Annotated in this window: 15 protein-coding genes; 9 read left to right on the top strand and 6 right to left on the bottom strand. The window is 77.1% G+C overall.

Annotated elements, in window-relative coordinates:
- Positions 1–24: 24 nt before the first annotated feature.
- Positions 25–2,817, bottom strand: coding sequence for a helix-turn-helix transcriptional regulator (locus BLQ97_RS01935; protein WP_091362722.1), 2,793 nt, complete (start codon positions 2,815–2,817; stop codon positions 25–27).
- A gap of 126 nt (positions 2,818–2,943) precedes the next feature.
- Between BLQ97_RS01935 and BLQ97_RS01930 the strand changes: the two genes are divergently transcribed.
- The 4 genes from BLQ97_RS01930 (at position 2,944) to BLQ97_RS01910 (ending at position 9,787) form a co-directional block, all read left to right on the top strand.
- Complete coding sequence (locus tag BLQ97_RS01930) at positions 2,944–4,497, top strand: MFS transporter (RefSeq protein WP_091362720.1); 1,554 nt, start codon at positions 2,944–2,946, stop codon at positions 4,495–4,497.
- A gap of 35 nt (positions 4,498–4,532) precedes the next feature.
- Entirely contained in the window at positions 4,533–4,766 is a 234-nt protein-coding gene (locus BLQ97_RS01925; protein WP_091362719.1) for a heavy-metal-associated domain-containing protein, read from the top strand.
- Positions 4,767–5,030: 264 nt separating this feature from the next.
- Complete coding sequence (locus tag BLQ97_RS01920; RefSeq protein ID WP_091362717.1) at positions 5,031–8,273, top strand: heavy metal translocating P-type ATPase; 3,243 nt, start codon at positions 5,031–5,033, stop codon at positions 8,271–8,273.
- Between the two features lie 344 nt (positions 8,274–8,617).
- On the top strand, positions 8,618–9,787 hold the full coding sequence (locus BLQ97_RS01910; protein ID WP_091362713.1) for a glycosyltransferase: 1,170 nt from the start codon (positions 8,618–8,620) through the stop codon (positions 9,785–9,787).
- Positions 9,788–9,794: 7 nt separating this feature from the next.
- Here the strand turns inward: BLQ97_RS01910 and BLQ97_RS01905 are convergent, their stop codons facing one another.
- The 5 genes from BLQ97_RS01905 to BLQ97_RS01885 form a co-directional block, all read right to left on the bottom strand.
- On the bottom strand, positions 9,795–10,616 hold the full coding sequence (locus BLQ97_RS01905) for a DUF1028 domain-containing protein (RefSeq protein ID WP_091362710.1): 822 nt from the start codon (positions 10,614–10,616) through the stop codon (positions 9,795–9,797).
- Positions 10,617–10,635: 19 nt separating this feature from the next.
- Positions 10,636–11,304: a CoA transferase subunit B gene (locus BLQ97_RS01900; protein WP_091362709.1), complete on the bottom strand. Its 669-nt coding sequence runs from the start codon at positions 11,302–11,304 to the stop codon at positions 10,636–10,638.
- A 1-nt stretch (position 11,305) separates the two neighbouring features.
- Complete coding sequence (locus BLQ97_RS01895; protein ID WP_175471555.1) at positions 11,306–12,130, bottom strand: CoA transferase subunit A; 825 nt, start codon at positions 12,128–12,130, stop codon at positions 11,306–11,308.
- Between the two features lie 40 nt (positions 12,131–12,170).
- Entirely contained in the window at positions 12,171–12,971 is an 801-nt protein-coding gene (locus BLQ97_RS01890; protein ID WP_091362707.1) for a TIGR03089 family protein, read from the bottom strand.
- Positions 12,972–13,070: 99 nt separating this feature from the next.
- Entirely contained in the window at positions 13,071–14,645 is a 1,575-nt protein-coding gene (locus BLQ97_RS01885; protein ID WP_091362706.1) for an LCP family protein, read from the bottom strand.
- A gap of 182 nt (positions 14,646–14,827) precedes the next feature.
- On the opposite strand from BLQ97_RS01885, the gene rfbB reads away from it, so the two are divergent.
- The 5 genes from rfbB to BLQ97_RS01860 all read left to right on the top strand — a co-directional run bounded on the left by rfbB (position 14,828) and on the right by BLQ97_RS01860 (position 23,960).
- The gene (gene rfbB / locus BLQ97_RS01880) at positions 14,828–15,847 is read left to right on the top strand and encodes a dTDP-glucose 4,6-dehydratase (RefSeq protein ID WP_091362704.1); all 1,020 of its coding nucleotides are present in this window, start codon (positions 14,828–14,830) and stop codon (positions 15,845–15,847) included.
- Positions 15,844–16,719: a dTDP-4-dehydrorhamnose reductase gene (rfbD, locus tag BLQ97_RS01875; RefSeq protein ID WP_091362702.1), complete on the top strand. Its 876-nt coding sequence runs from the start codon at positions 15,844–15,846 to the stop codon at positions 16,717–16,719. Before rfbB ends, rfbD begins: the two co-directional genes overlap by 4 nt.
- Positions 16,720–16,903: 184 nt before the next feature.
- On the top strand, positions 16,904–19,873 hold the full coding sequence (locus tag BLQ97_RS01870) for an N-acetylmuramoyl-L-alanine amidase (RefSeq protein WP_091362700.1): 2,970 nt from the start codon (positions 16,904–16,906) through the stop codon (positions 19,871–19,873).
- Entirely contained in the window at positions 19,870–20,469 is a 600-nt protein-coding gene (locus BLQ97_RS01865; protein WP_091362699.1) for a hypothetical protein, read from the top strand. The genes BLQ97_RS01870 and BLQ97_RS01865 overlap by 4 nt, the downstream gene beginning before the upstream one ends.
- On the top strand, positions 20,466–23,960 hold the full coding sequence (locus BLQ97_RS01860) for a hypothetical protein (RefSeq protein ID WP_091362697.1): 3,495 nt from the start codon (positions 20,466–20,468) through the stop codon (positions 23,958–23,960). Before BLQ97_RS01865 ends, BLQ97_RS01860 begins: the two co-directional genes overlap by 4 nt.
- Positions 23,961–24,042 lie beyond the last annotated feature (82 nt).

The following is a 24,042-nucleotide window of genomic DNA, read 5'->3' as shown; positions in this document are numbered from 1 at the left end:
CGTCCGGGCGGGTCGGTCCGGACGCTAGGAGCGGGCCGCCGGCGTCACGCCGGGAGAACCGCCGGGTCGGTCGCCGGGCACGGCGGGGCGCGCGGCCGGGGGCCGGTCCAGCGGCAGCGCGGTGAGCTCGGCGCGGGAGGTCACGCCGAGCTTGGCGAACACGTTCCGGAGGTGGAAGTCGACGGTGCGGGGGGACACGAACAGCCGCGCGGCGACGTCGCGGTTGGACAGCCCCTGCCGGACCAGCCCGGCGACCTGGCGCTCCTGGGCGGTCAGGTCGGTGGCGGTGCTGACGTCGCGGCGGCGGGCGGTCTCCCCGGAGGCGCGCAGCTCCTGGGCGGCGCGCTCGGCGAGGGGCGCCGCCCCCAGGTCCTCGAACGCGGTCAGGGCGGCACGCAGGTGCTCCCGGGCGTCGACCCGCCGCCGGGCCCGCCGCAGGTGCTCCCCGTACGCGAGCTGCGTGCGCGCCCGGTCCGGCGTGCGCGGGGACGCCGCGTGCGCCTCCAGCGCGGCCCGGAAGTGCTCGTCGGCGGCCGGCCCGTCGGCGAGCAGGGCACGACCGTGCTCGGTGACGGCGACCGCGGAGGCGGTGCCGGTGGCCCCGGCGAACTGCTCGACCTCGGCCAGCCAGGAGCGGACGACGTCCTCCCGGCCGGCCCGGGCGGCGGCGTCGAACAGGTCGAGGGTGGCCAGGCGGCGCAGCACCGGGTTCTGCAGCCGCTCGAGGTGGTGCACCGCGGAGGCGGGCTGCCCGGCGCTGCGCAGCGCACGCGCCCAGTGCGCCAGGTCGGTCACCAGGCTGTCGGTGATGCCGACCGGGTGCTCCTCGCGGATCCGGCCGACCTCGGCGAGGTGGCGGTCGGCCGCGTCGTCGCCGCGCAGGGCCGCGACCAGGGCCAGCTGGGCGAGGGGCAGCGCGGTCAGCCCGGTGGCGCCGGTGCTGGCCGTCAGCGGCAGCGCCTCGGCCGCGGCGCCGGCCGCCTGCGTCCACGCGCCCGTCGCCAGCTGGGCGTGGAAGCCCCGGGTGAGGGCGTGCTCGACCATGGGCAGCGCCCCGGCGCGGCGGGCCGCGGTCAGCTGCTCGTCGTGCAGGCGCAGGCTGCGCGGGTCGTCGTCGACCAGCCAGGCGGCGAGGCCCAGGTTGGGGTGCAGCACGTGGTCGGCGGCGAGCGGGTCGGCGTCGGTGAGGTCGAACCCGCGGCGGAAGGAGCGCGCGGCGGTCGCCCAGTCCCGGCGGCCGACGGCGGCGAACCCCTGCAGCAGCGCCCAGGCGACCCGGGCGGCGGGCGGTGCGCCGGCGTCGGGCTCCCCGACCAGCGTGGCCGGGTCGAGCGGGTCCGGGGAGCGCGCACCGAACGCCGACAGCGCCGCGGCGAGCATGGCCAGGGGCCGCGCGGTCGCCTCGTCCACCCCGGCGGCGAGCCGGGCGGCCTGCAGGACGAGGTCGTAGCCGTCGTTGAGGGAGTGGGTGTTCCACTCGACCTGCGCCTGCAGCAGGAGCAGCCGCGCCCGCGGCAGCGGCTCGGTCACCTCGGCCGCCGCGGCGGCGGCCAGGGCCGCGGCCCGGGAGGGGTGCGCGCCCAGCCAGGCCGAGGACGCGGCCAGGTGGAGCCGCCTGCCGCGGTCGGCGCCGGCGGTGGTGAGCTCGGCGGCGCGGGCCCACGCGGCGGACGCCGCCTCGTGCCCGCCCCGAGCCGCGGCCCGCTCGGCGACCTCGTCGAGGGCGGTGACCACGGTGGCGTCGGGGCGGTCCGCGGCGGCGGCCAGGTGCCAGGCGCGCCGGTCGGGGTCGCCGGCGAGGACGTCGGCGAGGGCCCGGTGCGCGGCGCGGCGCCGGGCGCTGGTGGCGGCGCGGTAGACCGCCGAGCGCACCAGCGGGTGGTCCAGGTGGACCGCGTCGCCGTCGACCCGCAGAAGCCCGGAGCGCTCGACCGCGTCGAGGGCGTCGTCGCCGGCGTCGAGCAGCCCGGCGGCGTCCCGGACGACGGTGGTGCGGCCGGTGTCGTCGGCCGCGGCGACCAGCAGCAACCGCTGGGCCGGCTCGGCCAGGCGCCGGTACCGGTCGAGGAAGGCGCGCTCCACCCCGCCGGTCAGCGGCAGGGGGTCGGGCAGCGGCGCCCGGCCGGCGAGCTGGTCGCCGGTGAGCACGCCGGCGAGCTCGCCCAGCGCCAGGGGGTTGCCGCCGGTGGCGGTCACCAGCCGGTCCCGCACCGCCGGGTCCGCCACGACACCGGCCCGTGCCGAGAGCACCGCGTCGGCGTCCGCCCCGGTCAGGGCGCCGAGGACGACGGCGGGGAGGTCGGCTGCGTCCAGGCGGCGGGCGTCCCCGTCGCGGGCGGCGAACAGCAGGGCCACCCGCTCGGCACCCAGCCGGCGTGCGACGAACAGCAGCGCCGCGGCCGACGCGTCGTCGAGCCAGTGCGCGTCGTCGACGACGACCAGCACCGGGCAGTCCTCGGCGGCGTCGGCGAGCAGGCTCAGCGTGCCGAGGAAGACCAGGAAGCGGTCCCCCTCGCCGGCGGCCACGCCCAGGGCGGCACCGAGGGCGGCCCGCTGCGGCGCGGGCAGCCCGGGCAGCAGGGACCGCAGCGGCCACAGCAACCGCTGCAGCGCGGCGAAGGCCAGCGGCGACTCCGACTCCACGCCCGAGGTGCGCAGCACCCGCACGCCCGCGGCGGCGGCCGCCGCGTCGGCGAGCAGCGTCGACTTGCCGGCCCCCGCGACGCCGCGCACCACCAGCGCGCCGCCGGTCCCGCCGCGCGCGCCGTCGAGCAGGGCGGCGACCGCGGCGCGTTCGGCGTCCCGTCCGGCCAGCACGCGCCCGACCGTACCGACCGGACCGGTCTCGTCCGGGCACGGAGAACCCGGCCGTTCCACCGGCGTGAGCGCCCCCGTCGGCGGTGACCGTGGCAGCCGACCAACCCCCGCCCCCGAGGAGGAGCCATGTCGGCCCACCCCACCGTCGAACCGGTGACCCACCGCCACGGGCACCCCGGCCCGGCACCCACCCCGCACGGGACGCCCGCCGAGGAGCCGCGCCGGCCGTGGACGGTCTTCGCCCTCGTGATCGCCGCCCAGGTGATGGTGGTCCTCGACGTCTCCGTGGTGAACGTCGCGCTCCCGTCGATCGGCCGCGGCCTGCACCTCTCGGCCGCCGACTACCAGTGGACCGTCAGCGCCTACGTGCTGCTCTCCGGCGGCCTGCTGCTGCTCGGTGGGCGGATCGCGGACCTGGTCGACCGCCGGGCGACCTTCCTCGCCGGCGTCGGCCTGTTCACCGCTGCGTCCCTGGCCAGCGCGCTCGCCCAGGAGCCGTGGATGCTGGTCGTCTCCCGCGCCGCGCAGGGCGCCGGCGCCGCACTCCTCACCCCTGCGGCGCTGTCCGTCGTCATGACCGCCTACGCCGGCAGGCAGCGGCAGACGGCGCTGGCGGTCTGGGGCACCGTCGGCAGCCTCGGCATCGCCGCCGGCGTGCTCCTCGGCGGGGCGCTGACCAGCGCACTCGGCTGGCGCGCGGTCTTCCTCGTGAACGTGCCGATCGGGATCGCCGTCGTCGCCGGCGCCCTGCGCACCGTCGCCCGCGGCGCCACCCGGCCCGGCGCGCTGCGCCGCCTCGACGTCCCCGGGGCGCTCACCCTCGTCGGCGGGCTGCTGGCCCTGGTGTCGGGCATCGAGGCCACCCGCTCGGCCGGCTGGACCGCGCCGCGCACCTGGCTCGCGCTGGGCGCCGCCGCGGTGCTGCTCACCGCGTTCGCCCGGCTCGAGCGCCGGGCCGCCGACCCCCTCGTGCCCCCGGCGACCTGGCGCACCCGGTCACTGGTCTCCGCCTCGGGGGTCATGGCCGGCGTCACCGGTGTGGTGGTCGGCGCCGTCTTCCTGAGCTCGCTCTACCTGCAGGACGTCCTCGGCTCGTCCCCCGTCGTGGCGGGCCTGCAGTTCCTGCCGCTGGCCGCCGCGATCACCGCCTCCGCCGCCGTCGCGTCCCGGGTCATCGGCCGGGCCGGCGCCCGCACGCTGATCCTGGGCGGCCTGGTCGTCACGACCGGCGGTGCCCTGCTGCTCGCCACGCGCGCCGGCGGCACCTCCTACGCCGCCGACGTGCTTCCCGGCCTCCTGCTCGTCGGCGCCGGCGTCGGGCCGGTGTTCGTGGCGATCGCGGTCGCCGCGATGGGCGACGTCCCGGACGAGAGCTCCGGCGTGGCGAGCGGGCTGGTGATGACCGGCCACGAGATCGGCGCCGCCCTCGGCGTCGCCGGGCTCGCCGCCGTCGCCGGTGACCTCGCCACCACCGCCGGCCTGGTCGACGGCTACGGCCGCGCCTTCGCCGCCACCGCCGCCGTCCTGGTCGCGCTGGTCGTCCTCACCGCGCTCACCGTGCCGGGCGGCCGGCCGGCCGCCGGCGCCGCGGGTCACGGCCACGGTGCCCACGGCCACGGTGCCCACGGCCACGGTGCCCACGGCCACGCCCACGCCCACGCCCACGCCCACGGCCGCTGAGCCCTCCGACCCACCACCGACCCCGAGGAGTCCCCGTGCTGTCCGACACGCCCCGCACCTTCGTCGGCTCGACCACCTTCACCGTCACCGGCATGACCTGCGACCACTGCCGGCGGGCGGTCACCGCGGAGATCGCCGCCGTGGCCGGCGTCGAGACCGTCACCGTCGACCTGGCCACCGGCACGGTCACCGTCACCGCCGCCGCACCGCTGGACCGCGCCGACATCGCCGCCGCGGTCGACGAGGCCGGCTGGTCCCTCGTCCCGTGACCACGTGCGGCGGCGGGGACCACCCGGCGCCCCGCCGCCGCACCCCCGTCCTCGCCGCCCTGGCCGCGCCCCACCGGTGGAACCGCTGCGCGTCGACGTCGCCGACCTCCACGCCCCAGCGGACGAGCAGCTGCTCGACGCAGACGCGGCCGCCCGGAGCTGACCGCCCGCCCCGGACCTGGCGGTTCTCCCGGTCCGAGCCGGGGAGCCCGCCGCCGAGCATCGGTCCACCCACAGGACCCCGTCCGACCAGGAGACCCGGAGATGACGACGACCGCGCCCCTCCCGGCCGCGAGCGAGGCCCCGGCCTCGTGCACGCTGGAGATCGGTGGCATGACCTGCGCCTCCTGCGTCGGCCGGGTGGAGAAGGCCCTCCGCCGGGTGGACGGGGTGTCCGCCGCGGAGGTCAACCTGGCCACCGAGGTGGCCACCGTCCGGTTCGACCCGCAGCACGTCGGCCTCGACGAGCTGACCGCCGCGGTGGCCCGCGCCGGCTACACCGCGACCCCGCGCCGCGAGGCGCAGCCCGCGACCGGGCCGGCCGACGCCCCGACCGCCGACGACGACGCACACCTCACCGGGTTGCGGCGGAGGTGGCAGGTCACCCTGGCCGTCGGGCTCGGGCTGATGGTCCTCATGTACGTGCCGCTGTACCTGGACACGATGGACTGGCTGATGCCGGCGATCCTCGTCGTGGCCACCGTCGTCCAGTCCTGGGCCGGCCGGGAGGTCTACCGGGCCGCCTGGACCGCGGCCCGGCACCGGTCGACGAACATGAACACCCTCGTCGCCCTCGGCACCGGCGTCGCCTACCTCTACAGCGCCTTCGTCACCCTGTGGCCGGCCGCCGCCGAGCGCTGGGGCCTGCCGCTGCACGTGTACTTCGAGACCTCGCTGGTCATCCTCGCCCTCGTCCTGGCGGGCCGGTGGCTGGAGGGCCGGGCGAAGAAGCGCACCGCAGCCGCGATCACGTCACTGGTCGGGCTCGCCCCGAGGACCGCGCGGGTGCTGCGCAACGGTGCGGAGGTCGACGTCCCGGTCGAGCAGGTCGTCGTCGGCGACCGGGTGCGGGTGCGGCCGGGGGAGAAGGTGCCGGTCGACGGCGTGGTCACCGACGGGGCGACGGCGGTCGACGAGAGCATGCTGACCGGGGAGAGCCTGCCGGTGGACAGGTCGGTCGGCGACACCGTGATCGGCGCGACGCTCAACCGCACCGGCACGGTGGTGGTGCGCGCCACCGCGGTCGGCGGGGACACCGCGCTGGCGCAGATCGTCCGCCTGGTCGAGGACGCACAGGGCGCGAAGGTGCCGATGCAGCGGCTCGCCGACCGGGTCTCGGCCTGGTTCGTGCCGGTCGTGCTGCTGCTGGCCGCGGCCACGTTCGTCGCGTGGGCGCTGTTCGGCCCGGACACCGGCCGGCTCACGATGGCGATCACCACCACCATCGCCGTGCTGATCATCGCCTGCCCCTGCGCGCTCGGGCTGGCCACGCCGACCGCGGTCATGGTCGGCACCGGCCGGGCCGCCGAGCTCGGCATCCTGATCGGCGACGGCGACGCGCTGGAGACCGCCCGCCGGGTCACCGCCGTCGTCCTGGACAAGACCGGCACCCTCACCCGCGGCAGGCCGGCCCTGACCTCGGTGACGACCACCGGTGGCTGGAGCGAGGACGACGTGCTCGCCCTGGTCGCCGCCGCCGAGACCGGCAGCGAGCACCCCGTCGCCGAGGCGATCACCACTGCCGCCAGGGACCGGGGACTCCGTCGTCCCCCGCTCGGCTCCTTCGACGCCGTCCCCGGGCACGGCATCGACGCGGTCGTCGACGGCCGATCGGTCCTGGTCGGCAACGCGGCGCTGATGGAGGCGCGCGGGGTGGACCCGTCGGGGCTGGCGGGCGCCGCCGCCGCTGCCGCCGCTGCCGGACAGACCCCGGTGCTCGTCGCCGTCGACGGTCGGCCGGCCGCGACGATCGCGGTCGCCGACACGGTCAGGCCCGAGTCGGCCGAGGCCGTCGCACAGCTGCAGGCGCTGGGCGTGCAGGTGTGGATGCTGACCGGTGACACCAGCGCGACCGCGCGGGCCGTCGCCGGCCAGGTCGGCATCGAGCACGTCCTCGCCGAGGTGCTGCCGGCCGACAAGGCCGCGGCGGTCCGCGAGTTGCAGGCACGGGGGCACGTCGTCGCGATGGCGGGCGACGGGGTCAACGACGCCCCGGCTCTCTCCGCCGCGGACGTCGGCATCGCCGTCGGCACCGGCGCCGACGTGGCCATCGCCGCCTCCGACATCACCCTCGTCGGCGGGGACCTGCGCGGCATCGTGTCGGCGATCGCCCTGTCACGGCGCACGGTCACCACGATGAAGCAGGGCCTGGCCTGGGCGTTCGGCTACAACCTGCTGCTCGTCCCGGTCGCCGCCGGCGCGCTGTACGCCTGGAACGGGCTGCTGCTCGACCCGGTCCTGGCCAGCGCGGCAATGGCGATGAGCTCGGTCAGCGTGCTGACCAACGCACTGCGGCTGCGGCGGTTCCGCCGCCCGGCGACCGTCGAGGAGGTCCTGCACCTGCCGGCGCGGGCGCGGCTCGGCCAGTACGCCTACCTGACCGGTGTCGCCGTCGTCGCCCTCGCGCTCGGCACCGGCCTCACCGCGGTGAGCCGGATGGAGTTCGCCGAGCGCGGCATGAACGGCCAGCTCGCCTGGGTGCAGGGCACCGGCATGCCGATGCGCCCGGCGATGAGCGAGATGATGACCGCCGAGGTGCCACCCGCCGAGGCCGCCGATGCCGGGGTCGAGGTCCGGCTCGAGCTGCCCGCGCAGGTGGCGCCCGGCCGGCCCACCCGCGTCGTCGCCACCGTCGTCGACGCCGCCTCCGGCGAGCCGGTCGAGGACCTCACCCGCAGCCACGAGGCGTGGATGCACCTCATCGCCACCCGCGAGGACCTCGGCACGTTCGCCCACGTCCACCCGGAGCCGACCGGCGAGCCCGGGCAGCTCGCCGTGGACGTCACCTTCCCCACTCCGGGCCGGTACGTCGTCGACACCGAGTTCCGGCGGCAGGGCGAGATGAGCGACGTCCACCAGCGGCAGGTGGTCACCGTGGCCGGCAGCGCGCCGGCGCCGGTGGTGCCGACCGCCGGGCCGCGCACCGTGGCCGTCGACGGCGTCCGGGTCGAGCTCGAGGGGGACGTCGAGGTCGGGGGCGTCAGCGACCTGGGATTCAGAGTCACCGACGCGGCGACCGGCCGACCCGTCGACGACCTGCAGCCGTACCTCGCCGCCGCCGGCCACGTCGTGGTCGTGCGGGCCGACGGCGCGACGTTCGCCCACGAGCACGCCGAGGTCGAGGACACGTCCGGTCGGCCGGTCCTCGCCCTGCCCGGGCAGACGTTCGGTCCGGAGCTCGACGTGCACGCCGAGTTCCCGACAGCCGGGACGTACCGACTGTGGGCCCAGTTCCGCCTCGCCGACGGGAACGTGGTCACCGTGCCGTTCACCGTCGAGGCCGCCTGAGCCGGCCGTGCGGAGCGAGACGACCCTGCACGTGCGTCCGGCCGGGCCCGACGACGTCCCGGCCGCCGCCGCGGTGCTCGCCGACGCCTCCACCGACCACCCCTGGACCCGGGGGCCGTCCTCGACCTCGGCGCCGTCGCCCTGCCGCACGGGCACGTCGACGTCGGCGCCACCCCGGAGGGCTCGGCTGGCGTCGCCGTCCGGCCGGGCAGCGCGGCGGTCCCCGGTCCTGGCGCCGCACCGGTCGACCGGGGAGCACCTGCTCCCGGCAGGCGGCTGAGGAGCCTCCGCCTGCCGGGCGCGGCCTGTCGGCCGGGTGTCCGAGCGATTGCTAGCGTCGGGCCATGTCCGGCAGCACCGACGCACCGTCACCCCAGCCCCACCCGGAGTCGTCGGCCGCGCCGCTGCGGATCTTCGCCGCCACCAGCTACGGCCCGCACACCGCGCTCACCGGCGGCCGGTTGCGGCGCGACAACCTGCTGCAGGCGCTCGCCGCCCGGGGACACCGGATCGACCGGCTCGACGTCCCCGGCGCGCCGGGCATCTCCTCGGCCGCGAATGCCGGGCGGCTGTCGCTCACCCCGGCGTTCCGCGAGCGCGCCCGGGCCGCCGACGTCGTCCTGCTCGGCGACGTGTTCGTGCTGCCGATGATGCCGGTGCTGGCGCGCACCGGGCGCCCGGTCCTGGTGGAGCTCGTCGACAGCCCGTACCGGCTGGTCGGGGCCGCGCCGAGGCGCACGCCGGCCGAGCGGGCCTCCGCGCTGTTCCAGGCCGCCCAGCTGGTGCCGGTCATGCAGGTGCTGCTGCCCATGGCCGACGCCGTCACCTACATCTCCGGCGAGGACGGCGAGGTCGACCGCGCGCACGTCAAGCGGCTGCCGCCGGACAGCGTCGTGCCCAACGGCATCGAGTCCAGCCTGCTGGACCTCCCCCTGACCACCCCGCCCGACGGGGGCTACCTCGCCTGGCTGGCCGACTGGCGCTACCCGCCCAACCGGGAGTCCTACGAGTGGTTCGTCGAGGAGGTCGCGGTGCACCTGGCCGACGACGTCCTCGCCCGGGTGCGGACCTTCGGCGCCGGTGACCCGCGGAGCGCCCGCGGGACCGGGGACGCCCGCTGGGACCGGGTGCGCCGCCTCGTCGAGCACGCGGGCTTCGTCGACTCGCTCGCCCGGGTCTACGAGGAGGCCCACGCCACCGTGGCGCCGGTCGTCCGCGGTGCCGGCGTGAACAACAAGGTCCTCGAGCCGCTGGCCGCCGGGCGCACCGTGCTCACCACGGCGATCGGCAGCCGGGGCCTGCCTCCGGAGATCCGGGCGCACCTGCGCATCGCCTCGACCGGCGTGGACTTCGCCGCCGAGCTCGAGGACCTGCTGCGCGCCCCGGGGTCGGTCGAGGAGGCGCAGGGTGCCCGGGCCGCCGTGCAGGCGCTGAGCTGGGATGCCGCGGCGGTGCGGATGGAGGAGGCGCTGCGGCGGGTCGTCGCGGCCCACGCCGCCCGGTCGGCCGGCTGACCGCCGCTCACCCCAGCAGCCGGGACACCGCCGACAGCCGCGCGTCCCCGGCCATCGAGGCCAGCCACGCCGACCAGCCGGGCCGGGCGCGGACGGCCTCCAGCGCCGCCCGCGCCGCCACCCGGTCCCCGCGCCGGGAGGCGGCGAGCGCGGCGTAGAGGTCGCGGGCGCCCTCGGGGGCGAACAGCGCCAGCGTCTCGTAGTCGCGCTCGTCGTAGGCCCGCTGCAGGTTGCGCAGCATGCGCAGCTGGGCGACCGGGTCGCCGGAGTCGTCGACGCGCAGGTCCACCCGCACCCCGTCGTCCTCCTCCGACGCCGGCTCGCCGCTGACCACCAGCAGCGCCGCGGACTGCCGTCCGCGCAGGTCGCCGCCGGCGTCCTGGCCCGCGCCGAGGGCGGTGAGCAGCCGGTCGGGCAGCGCGCCGCGCGCGGTCTCGCAGGCCCGCGCCATGGCCGGCAGCACGTCGGGCGAGGCGAGCATGTTGCCCTGCACGCTCCACCCGTCGCCGACCTGGTGACCGCTGACCGGGAACGAGCCGGGCCCGGTGTCGGCGGCCACCACGCCGGAGACGTCGAGGACGGCGATCTGCCGGTCGACGTCCTCGGCCGCGTGCGCGGCCCGGCGCACCAGCACCGCCGGCGCGGTGCCCTCGGCCAGCCCGGACAGCAGCACCGGGCCCAGTCCGCGGGGACTGCGGGCCTGGACGGCGACCACCCCGACCCCCGGACGGGCGCTGGGCACGGCGCGGCCGACGGCGAGGATGCACGAGGAGACCGCGATGCCCATCTCCCCGGTCGCGGGGTCGCGGGCGACGACCGAGAACGTCACCGGGGGAGCGGTGGCGCGGTCAGACGGTGGCCGGCAGCGCCATCGTCGGGACGTCGCCGGGCACGGCCAGGGGCGCGCCGGTCCTCTCGACGACCTCGTCGGCGGTGACGCCGGGGGCGACCTCGCGGAGCACGAACCCCTCGGGGGTGACGTCGACGACGGCGAGGTCGGTGACCACCCGGTCGACGCACGCCTTGCCGGTCAGCGGGAGCGTGCACTCCTCGACCAGCTTCGGGGACCCGTCGCGGGCCACGTGCTCCATCATGATGATCACCCGGCGGGCGCCGTGGACGAGGTCCATCGCGCCGCCCATGCCGTTGACCATCTTGCCGGGGATCAGCCAGTTGGCCAGGTCGCCGCGGGGGTTGACCTGCATCGCGCCGAGCACGGCGAGGTCGAGGTGCCGGCCGCGGATCATCGCGAAGCTGGTGGCGGAGTCGAAGAAGCTGGCGCCGGGCAGGATGGTGACGGTCTCCTTGCCCGCGTTGATCAGGTCGGGGTCCTCCTCGCCCTCGAACGGGTAGGGCCCGACGCCGAGCACGCCGTTCTCCGAGTGCAGCACCACGTGCACGCCGTCGGGGACGAAGTTGGGCACCAGCGTGGGCATGCCGATGCCGAGGTTGACGTAGGCGCCGTCGGTGAGCTCCTGGGCCACCCGGGCGGCGAGCTGGTCACGGGTCAGCGTCATCTCAGTTCGTCCCCTCGGTGGCGGTGGCCTCGTCGCCGGCGGCGGCCGGGGCGTCGTCCGCGCCGCCGGCCGGCGGCCGCGGGCGGCTCGTGCGCCGCTCGATCTTCTTGCCCTCCGGGCCGACGACGACCACCCGGTCGACGAACACCCCGGGCAGGTGCACCTGCTCGGGTGTGATCTCGCCGGGCTCGACGAGCTCCTCGACCTCGGCGATCGTGATCCGCCCGGCCATGCCGGCCAGGGGGTTGAAGTTCATCGCCGACTCGTGGAAGACCAGGTTGCCGTGCCGGTCGCCGACCGCGGCGCGGACCAGCCCGAAGTCGGCGGTCAGCGCGGTCTCGAGGACGTACTGCCGCCCGTCGAACTCGCGCAGCTCCTTGGGGCGGGAGGTCTCCACGACGTTCCCGTCCGCGTCGTAGCGCACCGGGATCCCGCCGTCGGCGACCATCGTGCCCACCCCGGTCGGCGTGTAGAAGGCGGGGATGCCGGCGCCGCCGGCGCGCAGCCGCTCGGCCAGCGTGCCCTGCGGGGTCAGCTCGACCTCCAGCTCCCCGGAGAGGTAGAGCCGGGCGAGCTCCTTGTTGCCGCCGACGAACGAGCTGATCGTGCGCCGGATGCGCCCGGCGTAGAGCAGCACGCCGAGGGCCTGGTCGTCGACGCCGCAGTTGTTGGAGATGGTGACCAGGTCGCGGGTGCCCTTCTCCAGCAGCGCGTCGATGAGCCTGATCGGCACGCCGCACAACCCGAACCCGCCGACGGCGAGGGTCGCGCCGTCCTCGACGTCGGCCACCGCCTCCCGCGCGCTCGCGACGACCTTGTCCACCATGCGACCACCGTCCGTCCGTGAGGCGGGCCGGCCGGGGCCCTCAGGCGGGCCGGCCGAGCTCGCGGAAGCCCTCGATCCGGAGGCCGAGCGTAGCGGTGACCCGTTCGGCCTCCGCCCGGCTCCTCAGCCCGTCGACCACGGCGTTCCGGCACAGCACCAGCGAGGCTCCGGCGGCCAGCGGTGCCAGCAGCCAGGCGACCGGCCCGGCCTCGGCCGCCGTCCGCTCGTCGACGAGCAGCCGGTCGCCGGCCGCGATGCCCAGCCGGCCGGCCAGCTCACCGGCCGCGGCGACCAGGCCGCCCAGGGTCAGCTGCAGCCCGCCGGCGAGCAGGCCGGGCGCGTCCGGGTCGGCCGGGACGAGGGGCGCGAACACGTCGCCGTGGGCGCGCACCTCGAGGGCGAAGTCGCGCGCCGGGCCCCGGTAGTCGGTCATGCCCAGCCCCAGCGGGTGCAGCGACAGGCCCACCAGCTCGAGCAGGTCCTGCTCCTCGAGCGGGGCGAGCCGGTCCTGCGCGGCCAGGACGACGTCGGCGGTGTCGAGCCGGCCGTCGTCCTCCACGGCGGTGTCGAGGACGGCGGCGCCGCAGCTCCAGACGCCGAGCAGCACCGCGGCGGTCTGCCAGTGCACCGGCAGGGCGACCGCGACGGTGCTGCCCGCGCCGACGTCGAACTCGTCCTGCAGCAGGTTGGCCGTCTTGGCCACCCAGTTGGCCAGCGTCGTGGCCGACAGCTCCACCCGCTCGCCGGTGGCGTCGTCGTAGGCGGTGACCAGCGGGGCGGCCGCGTCCCGGCGCAGCGCGGCGGCGAGCAGGTCCGACGGTGTCCTCGGCGCGGGGCTCATGGCCCCAGCCTCCCAGCAGGTGAGGTGCTGGAACGGCCACCCCTCAGGGGCCCGCGCCGAGCGGAGCGAGGCGTGGGGAGGGGGAGGGGTGGTCCTTCCTCAGTTGATGCAGCTGGTGTCGGCGGCGGTGCGGGCCGGCTCGGTGGGCGCGGCCGACGGAGCCGCCGCCGGCGGGGTGGTGGCCTGGCCGACGCCGTTGAAGTCCTCGCCCAGCACGAGCTGGACCGTGCCGGCGGAGGGGTCCTCGCTGCCCTCGGTCACCGCGCCGGGCACCTGGGCGGCCACGGCCGCGGCCAGGGCCTCGTCACCGGCGGCGTAGCGGATCGTCGTCTGCGCGTAGTCGCTGCTGGAGGCGTTGCCGGTGCTGGTCACGGTGAACCCGGCGTCCTCCAGGGCGGAGCCGGCCTCGCCGGCCAGGCCGGGGACGCCCGAGCCGTTGTAGACCTCCACCGACACCTCCGAGGGCGCGGCGGTGGGCGGGGCCTCGGTGGTGGGCGCCGCCGCCTGCTCCGGCTCGGCCGAGAGGTCGGCGAAGAAGGCGTGCAGGTCGTCCTCGTCGGCCAGCCGGAGGATGGAGCGGCCCTGCTCGTCGCGGTCGTCGCCGACGATGGGCACGGTCTGGAACTCGATGCTGCCGGCGGTGACGGCCTGCATCTGCTGGGCCAGGTCGAGCAGCACCAGGTCGCGGTCGATGGTCAGCGACTGCGACGCCGCCTCCACCAGCTGCCGCTGGGTGCCCAGGTCGAGCAGCACGTCCTCGTCGAGGATCTTGCGCAGCACGCCGGCCATGAACACCTGCTGGCGCACGATGCGGTCGAGGTCGCCGCGGGGCAGGCCGTGCCGCTGGCGGACGAAGGCCAGGGCCTCGGCGCCGGAGATGGTCTGCACGCCGGCCGGGAAGACCGCGCCGGAGTACGCCGAGTCGTCCACCGCCGCGCAGAGGTTGACCTCGACGCCGCCGACGACGCTGCTGAGCTCGAAGAAGCCGAGCAGGTCGACCTCGGCGTAGTGGTCGATCATCAGGCCGGTCAGCTGGCTGATCGTCTGCACCAGCAGCTGGGCGCCGCCGGCCTCGCGCTCCTCCTCGGGCGCGGAGTCGTCGACCTCGCCGTAGCCGTAGGCGTAGGCCGCGTTGAGCTTGTCCATCCCGTGCCCGGGGATCTCCACGTAGGAGTCGCGGGGGAAGGACACGAAGGAGGCGCGGGACCCGTCGGCGGGGAGGTGCACCAGGATCATCGTGTCGGTGTTGATGCCGGAGTCGGTGCCGGCGCTGAGCTCGGCGAGCTGCTCCTCGGACAGCTGCGCGCGGCTGTCGTTGCCCACCAGCAGCAGGTTCACCGCCTCGGGCGCGCCGCCGGCGTTGGAGTTGCCGGCGGTCGGGATGGCGTCGGTGCGGTTGACCGTGGCCTCCGCGACCCGGCCGAGGTACCAGCCCCAGCCGCTGGCGCCGAGCAGCACCACCGACAGGACGGCGGCGACCGCGCGCGCCACGACCGCGCCCCGGCGGGCGCCCGACCGGCCGCGGCCGGGGCGCTCGTCGTCGACGCGCGACGCGGCCCGGGAGGGGGTCGCCTCACCGCGGACGGCGCGGGGCGGACGGCCGGCGCGCGGGTCGAGCCGGGCGGGGAGGGGCCGGCCCGAGGACCCACCCTGCTCGTTGCGGTCTCGGCTCACGGGACCGAGGTTAGGGGCGCCGGGGGGAGCTGCCGCGCCCGCGACACGGCGGAACGCTCCGTCTCGCCGTCGCCCCCGCCCGTCTGACACCGGGCGCCCGACGAGTCCCCGGCCGCCCCACCCGTCCCAGGAGCCACACCGGGGAGGATGCCCGCGGCGGGGACCCACAGGAGGATGCAGCCATGCGCGTGCTGGTGACCGGGGGAGCGGGCTTCATCGGCTCGCACTACGTCCGGACGATGCTGACCGGCGGCTACCCCGGCTACGAGGACGCCGAGGTGACCGTCTTCGACAAGCTGACCTACGCCGGGAACCGGGCCAACCTGGCGCCGGTCGCCGGCAGCCCGCGGCTGCGCTTCGTGCAGGGCGACATCTGCCTGCGTGCCGACCTCGACGCCGCCGTCCCCGGGCACGACCTCGTGGTCAACTTCGCCGCCGAGTCGCACGTCGACCGGTCCATCCACGGCGCGTCCGACTTCGTCCTCACCAACGTGCTCGGCGCCCAGCAGGTGTTCGAGGCGGCGCTGCGGCACGGCGTCCGCCGGGTGCTGCACGTGTCCACCGACGAGGTCTACGGCTCCATCGACGAGGGCTCCTGGACCGAGGACTGCCTGCTCGAGCCGAACTCGCCGTACTCGGCGTCCAAGGCCGGCAGCGACCTCGTCGCCCGCGCCTACGCCAAGACCCACGGCCTGGACGTCTCGGTGACCCGCTGCAGCAACAACTACGGGCCCTACCACTTCCCCGAGAAGGTCATCCCGCTGTTCGTCACCAACCTGCTCGACGGCGAGCCGGTGCCGCTCTACGGCGAGGGCGCCAACGTCCGCGACTGGCTGTTCGTCGACGACCACTGCCGCGGCATCCAGCTCGTCGTCGAGAAGGGGCTGCCGGGCGAGTACTACAACATCGGGGGCGGCCGGGAGCTGTCCAACCGCGAGCTCACCGGGCTGCTGCTGGCGGCGACCGGGCGCGACTGGAGCTACGTGCAGCCGGTTCCCGACCCCCGCGGCGGCGGCCACGACCTGCGCTACTCGGTGGACTACGGCAGGACCGCGGCCCTGGGCTACGCGCCGCGGGTGTCCTTCGAGGAGGGCCTGGCGCTGACCGTGCAGTGGTACCGCGACAACCGCGCGTGGTGGGAGCCGCTCAAGGCCGCCGCCGCGACGGCCCACCGGCCGGCCGCGCAGGACCCGGAGGCGTGAGCACCGCCTGGCTGGTCACCGGCGCCCGCGGCCAGCTCGGGCGCGAGCTGCTCGACGTGCTCGCCGGCCGGCCCGGGGACCGGGTCACCGCGCTGGGCCGCGCCGAGCTCGACCTCACCGACGAGACGGCGGTCCGCCGCACCGTCCGGGCCTGGCTCGACGCGGTCGGCGCCGACCGGGCCGTGCTGGTCAACGCCGCCGCCTACACCGCCGTCGACGCCGCCGAGACCGACGAGGACACCGCCACCGTCGTCAACGGGCACGCCCCCGGCTGGCTGGCGCAGGAGACGGCGGGGCGGGCCAGGTTGGTGCACGTCTCCACCGACTACGTCTTCGACGGCACCGCCACCGAGCCCTACCCGGTCGACGCCCCGGTCGCCCCGCGCTCGGCCTACGGGCGCAGCAAGGCCGCGGGCGAGCGCGCCGTCGCCGCGGCGGGCGGGGACGCCACGGTCGTGCGCACCGCCTGGGTGTACGGCCGGCACGGGCGCAACTTCGTCACGACGATGGCCGCCCGCGCCGCCGCCGGCGCCCCGGTGTCGGTGGTCGACGACCAGGTCGGCTCGCCCACCTGGTCGGCCGACCTGGCCGCCGGGCTGGTCGCGGCGGGGGAGCGGGCCGGCCCCGTCCCGCCGCTGCTGCACCTCACCGGCGCGGGCGCCGTCAGCTGGTTCGGCCTCGCGCGCGCGGTCTACGAGGAGCTCGGTGCCGACGCGGGCCTGGTCTCCCCGACGACGACGGCGGCCTTCCCCCGCCCGGCCCCGCGGCCGGCCTGGTCGGTGCTCGACGGCAGCGTCTGGCTGGCCGCCGGGCTGCCCCCGCAGCGGCCCTGGCGGGAGGCGCTGACCCGGGCGGTGCGCACCCTCGGCTGAGCCCCCGTGACCGACCGGTCCGCCACGGCCGCGGCTGCTGCGACCCGTGGGACGGGAGTGACGGATCCGCGGTGCCCGCCCCGTGTCGGACCGGCGGGTGCGGGGGCCCGGCGGTCGATCCTCGCGGGGGAAAGCCGGACGCCTGCGGGGTGTCCGCGTCCCGGTACCCCGGAGGACCTGTCTCGTGCGCCGTCTCGCCGTGGGCTCGCTCGCGTTCGTCGCGTCCCTCGCGACCATCACCGTGCTGCCCGTCTACGCCTCCCCCTCGCCCGAGGCCGTGCCGGTGGAGACCGACTCGGTGGACGTGGACCTGGGGTCGGTCGAGCAGCCGGCGCCCGAGGCCGAGGTCCAGGAGGGCACGACCGACCCGGTCGCCGGGGTCCCGGACACCGCACCGACGCTCACCGTCACCCAGACCGGGGTCGACTCCTTCTCCCTCGTCGGCGTCACCTGGGCGCACGACCCCGCCGTCACCGACGTCCGGGTCCAGGTGCGTGTCCAGGACGGCGACGGCGACTGGGGCGAGTGGACCGAGGTCGGCCCCGAGGACGCCGAGCAGGAGCCCGGCACCGACGTCGACACCGAGGCGCGCGGCGGCACGGCGCCGCTGTGGACCGGGCCGAGCACCGGCGTGGAGGCCGAGGTGGTCACCCGCTCGGGCGCCGCGCCCACCGACGTCCAGCTCACCCTCGTCGACCCGGGCGAGAGTGACGCCGACACCGCGCTGGGCGAGCCCGACATCCAGGACACCGCCGACGCCGCCGTCTCGATGCCGCCGGTCTACTCGCGCGCGCAGTGGGGGGCCGACGAGAGCATCCGCACCTGGGATCCCCAGTACGCGCCGACGATCAAGGGCGCGACGCTGCACCACACGGCCGACACGAACGGCTACACGGCCGCCCAGGTGCCCGAGATGATGCGGTCGATCTACCGCTACCACACGGTCAGCCGCGGCTGGGGCGACCTCGGCTACAACGTCATCGCCGACAAGTTCGGCCGGCTGTGGGAGGGCCGCTCCGGCGGTCTGGCCAGCACCGTCATCGGCGCGCACGCCGGCGGCTTCAACACCGGGACCTTCGGCGTCTCCATGCTGGGCAACTACGACCAGACCGGCGTGCCGCAGGCGACGGTCGAGGCGGTCGTGCAGGTCATCGCCTGGAAGTTCGCGCTCTACAACGTCAACCCCTACGGGACGACGACGCTCACCTCCGGCGGGGGCGGCACCTCGCGCTACGCCGCCGGGGTGCAGGTCACCCTCCCGACGATCTTCGGGCACCGCGACGTGGGCAGCACGACCTGCCCCGGGCAGTACGGCTACTCCCGCATGGGCGAGATCCGCGACCGGGTGGCCTGGGTGCTGGCCAACTCGATCACCCCGCAGATCACCCAGCGCTACGACTCCGACGCCGCGCTGCGCAGCGCGCTCGGTGCCAAGACGCAGTACGAGCAGGAGGCCGCGGGCGTCGTCTGGCAGCCCTACGAGCGCGGGTCGCTGTACTACTCGCCCGACACCGGCGTGCGGCTCGTCCGCGGTGGCGTGCTGACGGCCTACCTGCGCGCCGGCGGCCCCGCGACGCTCGGCGCGCCGAGCGCGGAGGAGCGGGCGCTGCCCGACGGTCGCGGCGTCGTCGCGGAGTTCCAGCGCGGCGCCGTCTACTGGACGGCGAGCACCGGCGGCCAGGTCGTCAAGGGCGACATCCGCGCCTACTGGAACTCCGTCGGCGGCCCGACCGGCCCGCTCGGCTACCCGGTGGCCTCCGAGGTGGGCACCCGCGACGGCATCGGCGCGCTGTCGGTGTTCGAGGGCGGCACCGTCATGTGGTCGCCGGCCACCGGGTCGGTCCCCGTGCGCGGCGGCATCCGCGGCGCCTACGAGGCCAGCGGCCGCGAGACCGGCGTGCTCGGCTACCCGGCCGCCCCGGAGGAGGTGCTGCCCGGCGGCGCCGGCGTCGTCCAGCGCTTCCAGCGGGGCGACGTCTACTGGACGTCGTCGATGTACGGCGCGCTCGTCTACGGCGGGATCCGCACGACCTGGACCGCGCTCGGCGGCGGCACCGGGCCGCTCGGTTACCCCGCCGGCAACGAGCGGGCGGGTGCGGGGACCGGGCGGGTGCAGGAGTTCGCGTCCGGCGGGATCTACTGGTCGCCGGCCAACGGCGCCTTCCCCGTGCGCGGCGGCATCCGGGCGGCCTGGGCGACCGAGGGCGCCGAGGGCGGGCCCGCCGGCTACCCGACCACCGCCGAGCAGGCCGCCGGCGACGGCCGCGGCGCCGTGCAGCAGTTCGAGCGCGGCTCGGTCTACTGGAGCGCCAGCACCGGCGCGGTGCGGGTCGGCGGCGCGGTGCGCAGCACCTGGCTCGCCTCCGGCGGCGTGACCGGCCCGCTCGGCTACCCGACCCGGACCGAGACCGACACCCCGAACCGGTCCGGGCGCGTGCAGCAGTTCGAGAACGGCGCCGTCTACTGGTCGGCCGCCACGGGCGCGCGCGTCGTCCGCGGGGACATCGCCACCGCCTACGCCGCCGCCGGCGGGGTCACCGGTCCCCTGGGCCTGCCCACCGCCGAGGCCACCGCCACCGGCCCCGGCGGCACCGGCCGGGTGCAGACCTTCCAGGGCGGTTCGGTCCTGTGGACCGCCACCGACGGCGCGCAGGTCGTGCGTGGCGCCATCGGGTCCCTCTACGCGGCCTCGGGCGCGGCCGACGGGCCGCTGGGCTTCCCGACGGCGGCCGAGCGGCTCACCCCCAACGGCAACGGCGCGGTGCAGGTCTTCCAGAACGGCGAGATCTACTGGTCGGCGTCGACCGGCGCGCACGTCCTGCGCGGGGACATCGCCACCGCCCACCGCGCGGCCGGCGGCGTGACCGGCGTGCTGGGCCTGCCGACGACGGAGGCGACCGCCGCCGGCGCCGGCGGGGCCGGGCGCGTGCAGCACTTCCAGGGCGGGTCGGTCTACTGGTCGGCCACCGACGGCGCGCACGTCGTCCGCGGCGGGATCGGCGCGGTCTACGTCGCCGCCGGGGGCGCCGACGGCCGCCTCGCCTTCCCCACCGGCGACGAGACGGCCACCGCCACCGGCGCCCAGCAGCGGTTCCAGGGCGGCACCATCACCTGGACCGCGGGCACCGGCCGCACCGAGGTGAGCTACCGGTGAGCGCCGCCCGCACCGCGGTGCGCCGGGCGGCGTGGACCGTCTCGGCCGCCCTCCTGCTCGGCCCGCTCGCCGCGTGCTCGGGGCCGGCCGACACGGAGGCGGCCACCGGGACGACGACGCCGTCGAGCAGCTCGGCGGCCGCCGACGCCGGGACGACGGGGACGGTGCCGGCGCCGGACGCGTCGGCCGACGGCGGGACCGCGGACGACGGCGCGGCGGACGGCGAGGCCGAGCCCACCTTCGTCGCCACCGACCCGCCCCGCGGGTCGGGCACGGACGAGGACGCCGGCTCCTCCGACGTCGACGTCGTCGTCTCCTACGCCGGCGTCGAGCCGGGCAGCAGCGCCGTCGAGGTGGCCGGCTTCGTCGCCGGCGTGGTCGAGGACGGCGGGCGGTGCACGCTCGAGCTCAGCCGCTCCGGCGCCGGCGACGTCACCGTCGAGGGGGACGCCGTCGCCGACGCGCAGACGACCTCGTGCGGCCTGCTCTCCGTGCCGCTCGAGCGGCTCTCCCCGGGCACCTGGACCGCGCGCCTGGACTACCGGTCGGCCGCGTCGTCGGGGTCCAGCGCCGACGTGCAGGTCGTGGTCCCGTGAGGCGGCCGCGGCGGCTGCGCCTGCTGACGTCCGCGGGGCTGCTGGCCCTCGTCGCCGTCCTGCTGACCGGCCTGCTGTCGGGGGACGACCGCCTCGAGGAGGCGGCCGACCTGTCGCAGTTCCGGGCCGGCGACATCATCAGCGACGCGATCTTCTTCGACGGCTGGTCGATGCCGGTGCCGGACGTGCAGCGCTTCCTCGACCAGAAGGGCGCCGCCTGCCGGACCGGCACCGACGGGACCCCCTGCCTCCGGGTCTACCGGCAGGACACCCCCGACCGGGCCGCGGACGCGTTCTGCGGGTTCTACGACGGGCAGGCGCAGGAGACGGCCGCCGCGATCATCGGCAAGGTGGGCCAGGCCTGCGGGATCAACCCCCGCGTGCTGCTGGTGACCCTGCAGAAGGAGCAGTCGCTCGTCACCAACTCCGGCGGCAGCAACCTCTACGCCCGCCGCTACCGCGAGGCGATGGGCTTCGCCTGCCCCGACACCGCGCCGTGCAACCCCGCCTACAACGGCTTCTTCAACCAGGTCTACAGCGCCGCGCACCGGTTCAAGGAGTACGCGGCCAGGCCGATCAACTACTTCCCCGGCCGCTGGAACACCGTCCTCTACAACCCGAACCGCGACTGCGGCAGCTCGTCGGTGTTCATCTACAACCAGGCGACCGCCGGCCTCTACACGTACACGCCCTACCAGCCGAACGCCGCCGCGCTGCGGGCCGGCTACGGCACGGGTGACGCCTGCTCCACCTACGGCAACCGCAACTTCTTCAGCTACTACACCGACTGGTTCGGCTCGACGCACGAGCCGGGCGCCGCGGCGATCTCGGACGCCTACTACCGCGCCGGGCCGGACGTGCTGGGCTCGCCCGCGACCACGGTGCAGTGCGGGCTGGTCGCCGGCGGCTGCTACCAGATCTTCGCCCGGGGAGCGATCTACTGGACCCCGGCGACCGGCGCGCACGTGCTGCGCGGCGCGCTGTACGACGCGTGGGCCGCCCGCGGCCGGGAGAACGGCCCGCTCGGCTACCCGGTCACCGACGAGGGCGCCACCGGCCGGCCCGGCGGGGCCTACCAGCTGTTCACCGGCGGCCGGATCTACTGGACCGCCGGCACCGGCGCCCAGCCGGTGCGCGGCGGGATGCTCGCCGCGTGGGACCGCGAGGGCCGGGACAACGGCGTCCTCGGGTTCCCGGCGAGCGACGAGCGCCCGGTCGGGGACGGCATCGGCACGCTGCAGGAGTTCGAGGGCGGCACGATCTTCTACACCGACACCACCGGGGCCGCGCCCGTCCGCGGGGCCATCCGGGCGCGGTGGCAGGCCACCGGCGGCGGCACCGGCCCCCTGGGCTACCCGACCACGCCCGAGCAGCCGGCGTCCGACCGGTCCGGCAGCCTGCAGCGCTTCGAGCGGGGGGTGGTGGCCTACTCCGACGCCACCGGCGCGCAGCCGGTCCGGGGCGCGGTGCTGCCCACCTGGGAGAAGGCCGGCGGGGCCACCGGCCCCCTCGGCTACCCGACCGGCCCGGAGGCCGCGGGTCCGGTGGCCGGCGGCGTCGTGCAGGCGTTCCAGCGCGGCACCGTGCACTGGTCGGCGTCGACCGGCGGCCACCCGGTGACCGGCCCGGTGGCGACCGGGTGGGACGAGCGCGGCGGCGCGGCGGGTCCCCTGGGCCTGCCCACCTCCGACGTCCGGAGCCTGGCGGGGGACGCCGGCGTGGCCCAGGACTTCCAGGGCGGCTCGCTGTACGCGCTGACCTCGGGCACCGTCCAGGTGCGCGGCGCGGTGCTCGCCCGCTACCAGGCCCTCGGCGGCGAGGGCGGCGCCCTCGGCCTGCCCACGTCGGAGGAGGTCCCCGAGGGGTCCGCACAGGTGCAGCGCTTCCAGCGCGGCCTGGTGCACTGGTCCGCCGACGGCGGGGCCCGCGTCGTCCGCGGCGCCCTCTACACCGGCTGGCTGGCGGCGGGCGGGCTGACCGGCCCGCTCGGCGCCCCGGTCGCCGACGAGACGGCGGCCGGCCCCGGCGCCGCGCAGCGGTTCTCCAGCGGCACCCTGTACTGGTCCGCCGCCACCGGAGCCCAGGTGGTCCGCGGCGAGATCGCCCGGGCGTACACCGCCGCCCGCGGCCCCGACGGGCCGCTCGGCATGCCGGTGGCCGGCGAGACCGCGGCCGGCCCGGCGACGGTGCAGCAGTTCCAGTCCGGCGCGATCTGGTGGACCGCGGCCGGTGGTGCGCACCCGGTACGGGGCGGCATCGCCACCGGCTGGGAGGCCGCCGGCGGCCTGACCGGCGCGCTGGGCGCCCCGGTCGGCGACGAGACCGCGGCCGGCAACGGCGCGGCGCAGCGGTTCGCCAACGGCGACGTGTACTGGTCGGCGGCCACCGGCCCCCAGGCGGTGCTGGGCGACCTCGCCCGCGCCTACGCGGACAACCGCGGCCCGGCCGGCCCGCTGGGCTTCCCGGTCGCCCCCGAGCGCACCGTGGGCGCGGTCCGGGAGCAGCGCTTCCAGTCCGGCGGCATCTGGTGGACCACCGCCGGCGGGGCACACCCGGTGCGCGGCGGCATCGGCAGCGCATGGGAGGCGACCGGCGGGCCGACCGGCCCGCTCGGTGCGCCCGTCGGGGACGAGACCGCGGCCGGCGCCGGCGCGTCCCAGCGCTTCGCCAACGGCGCGATCCACTGGTCGGCCACGACCGGCTCCCAGGTGGTCCGCGGCGAGATCGCGCAGGCCTACGACGCCGCCGGCGGCCCGGCCGGCCCGCTGGGCTTCCCGGTCGCCGCGGAGGCGACGTCGGGTGCCGTGCGGGCGCAGCGCTTCCAGTCCGGCGGCATCTGGTGGACCACCGCCGGCGGGGCACACCCGGTCCGCGGGGCGATCGGCGCCGCGTGGGAGGCCGGCGGTGGGCCCACCGGCCCGCTCGGCGCGCCCGTGGGCGACGAGACCGCGGTCGGCGCCGGCGCGTCCCAGCGCTTCGCCAACGGCACCGTCTACTGGTCGGCCACGACCGGCTCCCAGCCGGTGCGCGGGGACGTCGGGCAGGCCTACCTCGCCGCCGGCGGCCCGGCCGGCCCGCTCGGCTTCCCGACCGGCGCCGAGGCGCCGGCGGGGACGGGGCGCGGTCAGCGCTTCCAGTCCGGCGGCGTCTGGTGGACGTCGGCCGGTGGCGCGCACGTCGTGCGGGGCGCCATCGGAGCCCACTGGGAGGCCACGGGCGGCATGACCGGCCCGCTCGGCGCCCCGCTGGGCGACGAGGGCCCCGCGGCGACCGGCGCCGCGCAGCGGTTCGGCACCGCGACGCTCTACTGGTCGGCCACGACCGGGCCGCGCCGGACGACCGACGTGATCCTGGACGCCTACGTGCGGTCCGCGGCCCAGCTCGGCGACCCGCTCGGCGACGTCTACCCCTCGGACGGCGGCCGGCGCGTCGACTTCACCCACGGGTGGGTCCTGGAGCGCAACGGCGTCGCCACGGTCACCGTCGGCTGACCGAGCGGCACGGCGGGGGCCCTCGCACCGGGGATACAGTGCGAGGGCCCCCCGACGCACGCCGTGACCCGTCCGGGCGGGC

The organism is Geodermatophilus telluris (assembly GCF_900102745.1).
Lineage (GTDB): Bacteria > Actinomycetota > Actinomycetes > Mycobacteriales > Geodermatophilaceae > Geodermatophilus > Geodermatophilus telluris.
The sequence above is the reverse complement of the archived record's forward strand: the minus strand, read 5'-3'. Positions and strand labels throughout refer to the sequence as shown.

Coding starts and splice junctions, on each gene's coding strand:
- BLQ97_RS01930 (WP_091362720.1), top strand. CDS start 2,944: ATGTCGGCCCACCCCACCGTCGAACCGGTGACCCACCGCCACGGGCAC.
- BLQ97_RS01920 (WP_091362717.1), top strand. CDS start 5,031: ATGACGACGACCGCGCCCCTCCCGGCCGCGAGCGAGGCCCCGGCCTCG.
- BLQ97_RS01910 (WP_091362713.1), top strand. CDS start 8,618: ATGTCCGGCAGCACCGACGCACCGTCACCCCAGCCCCACCCGGAGTCG.
- BLQ97_RS01900 (WP_091362709.1), bottom strand. CDS start 11,304: ATGACGCTGACCCGTGACCAGCTCGCCGCCCGGGTGGCCCAGGAGCTC.
- BLQ97_RS01895 (WP_175471555.1), bottom strand. CDS start 12,130: ATGGTGGACAAGGTCGTCGCGAGCGCGCGGGAGGCGGTGGCCGACGTC.
- BLQ97_RS01890 (WP_091362707.1), bottom strand. CDS start 12,971: ATGAGCCCCGCGCCGAGGACACCGTCGGACCTGCTCGCCGCCGCGCTG.
- rfbB (WP_091362704.1), top strand. CDS start 14,828: ATGCGCGTGCTGGTGACCGGGGGAGCGGGCTTCATCGGCTCGCACTAC.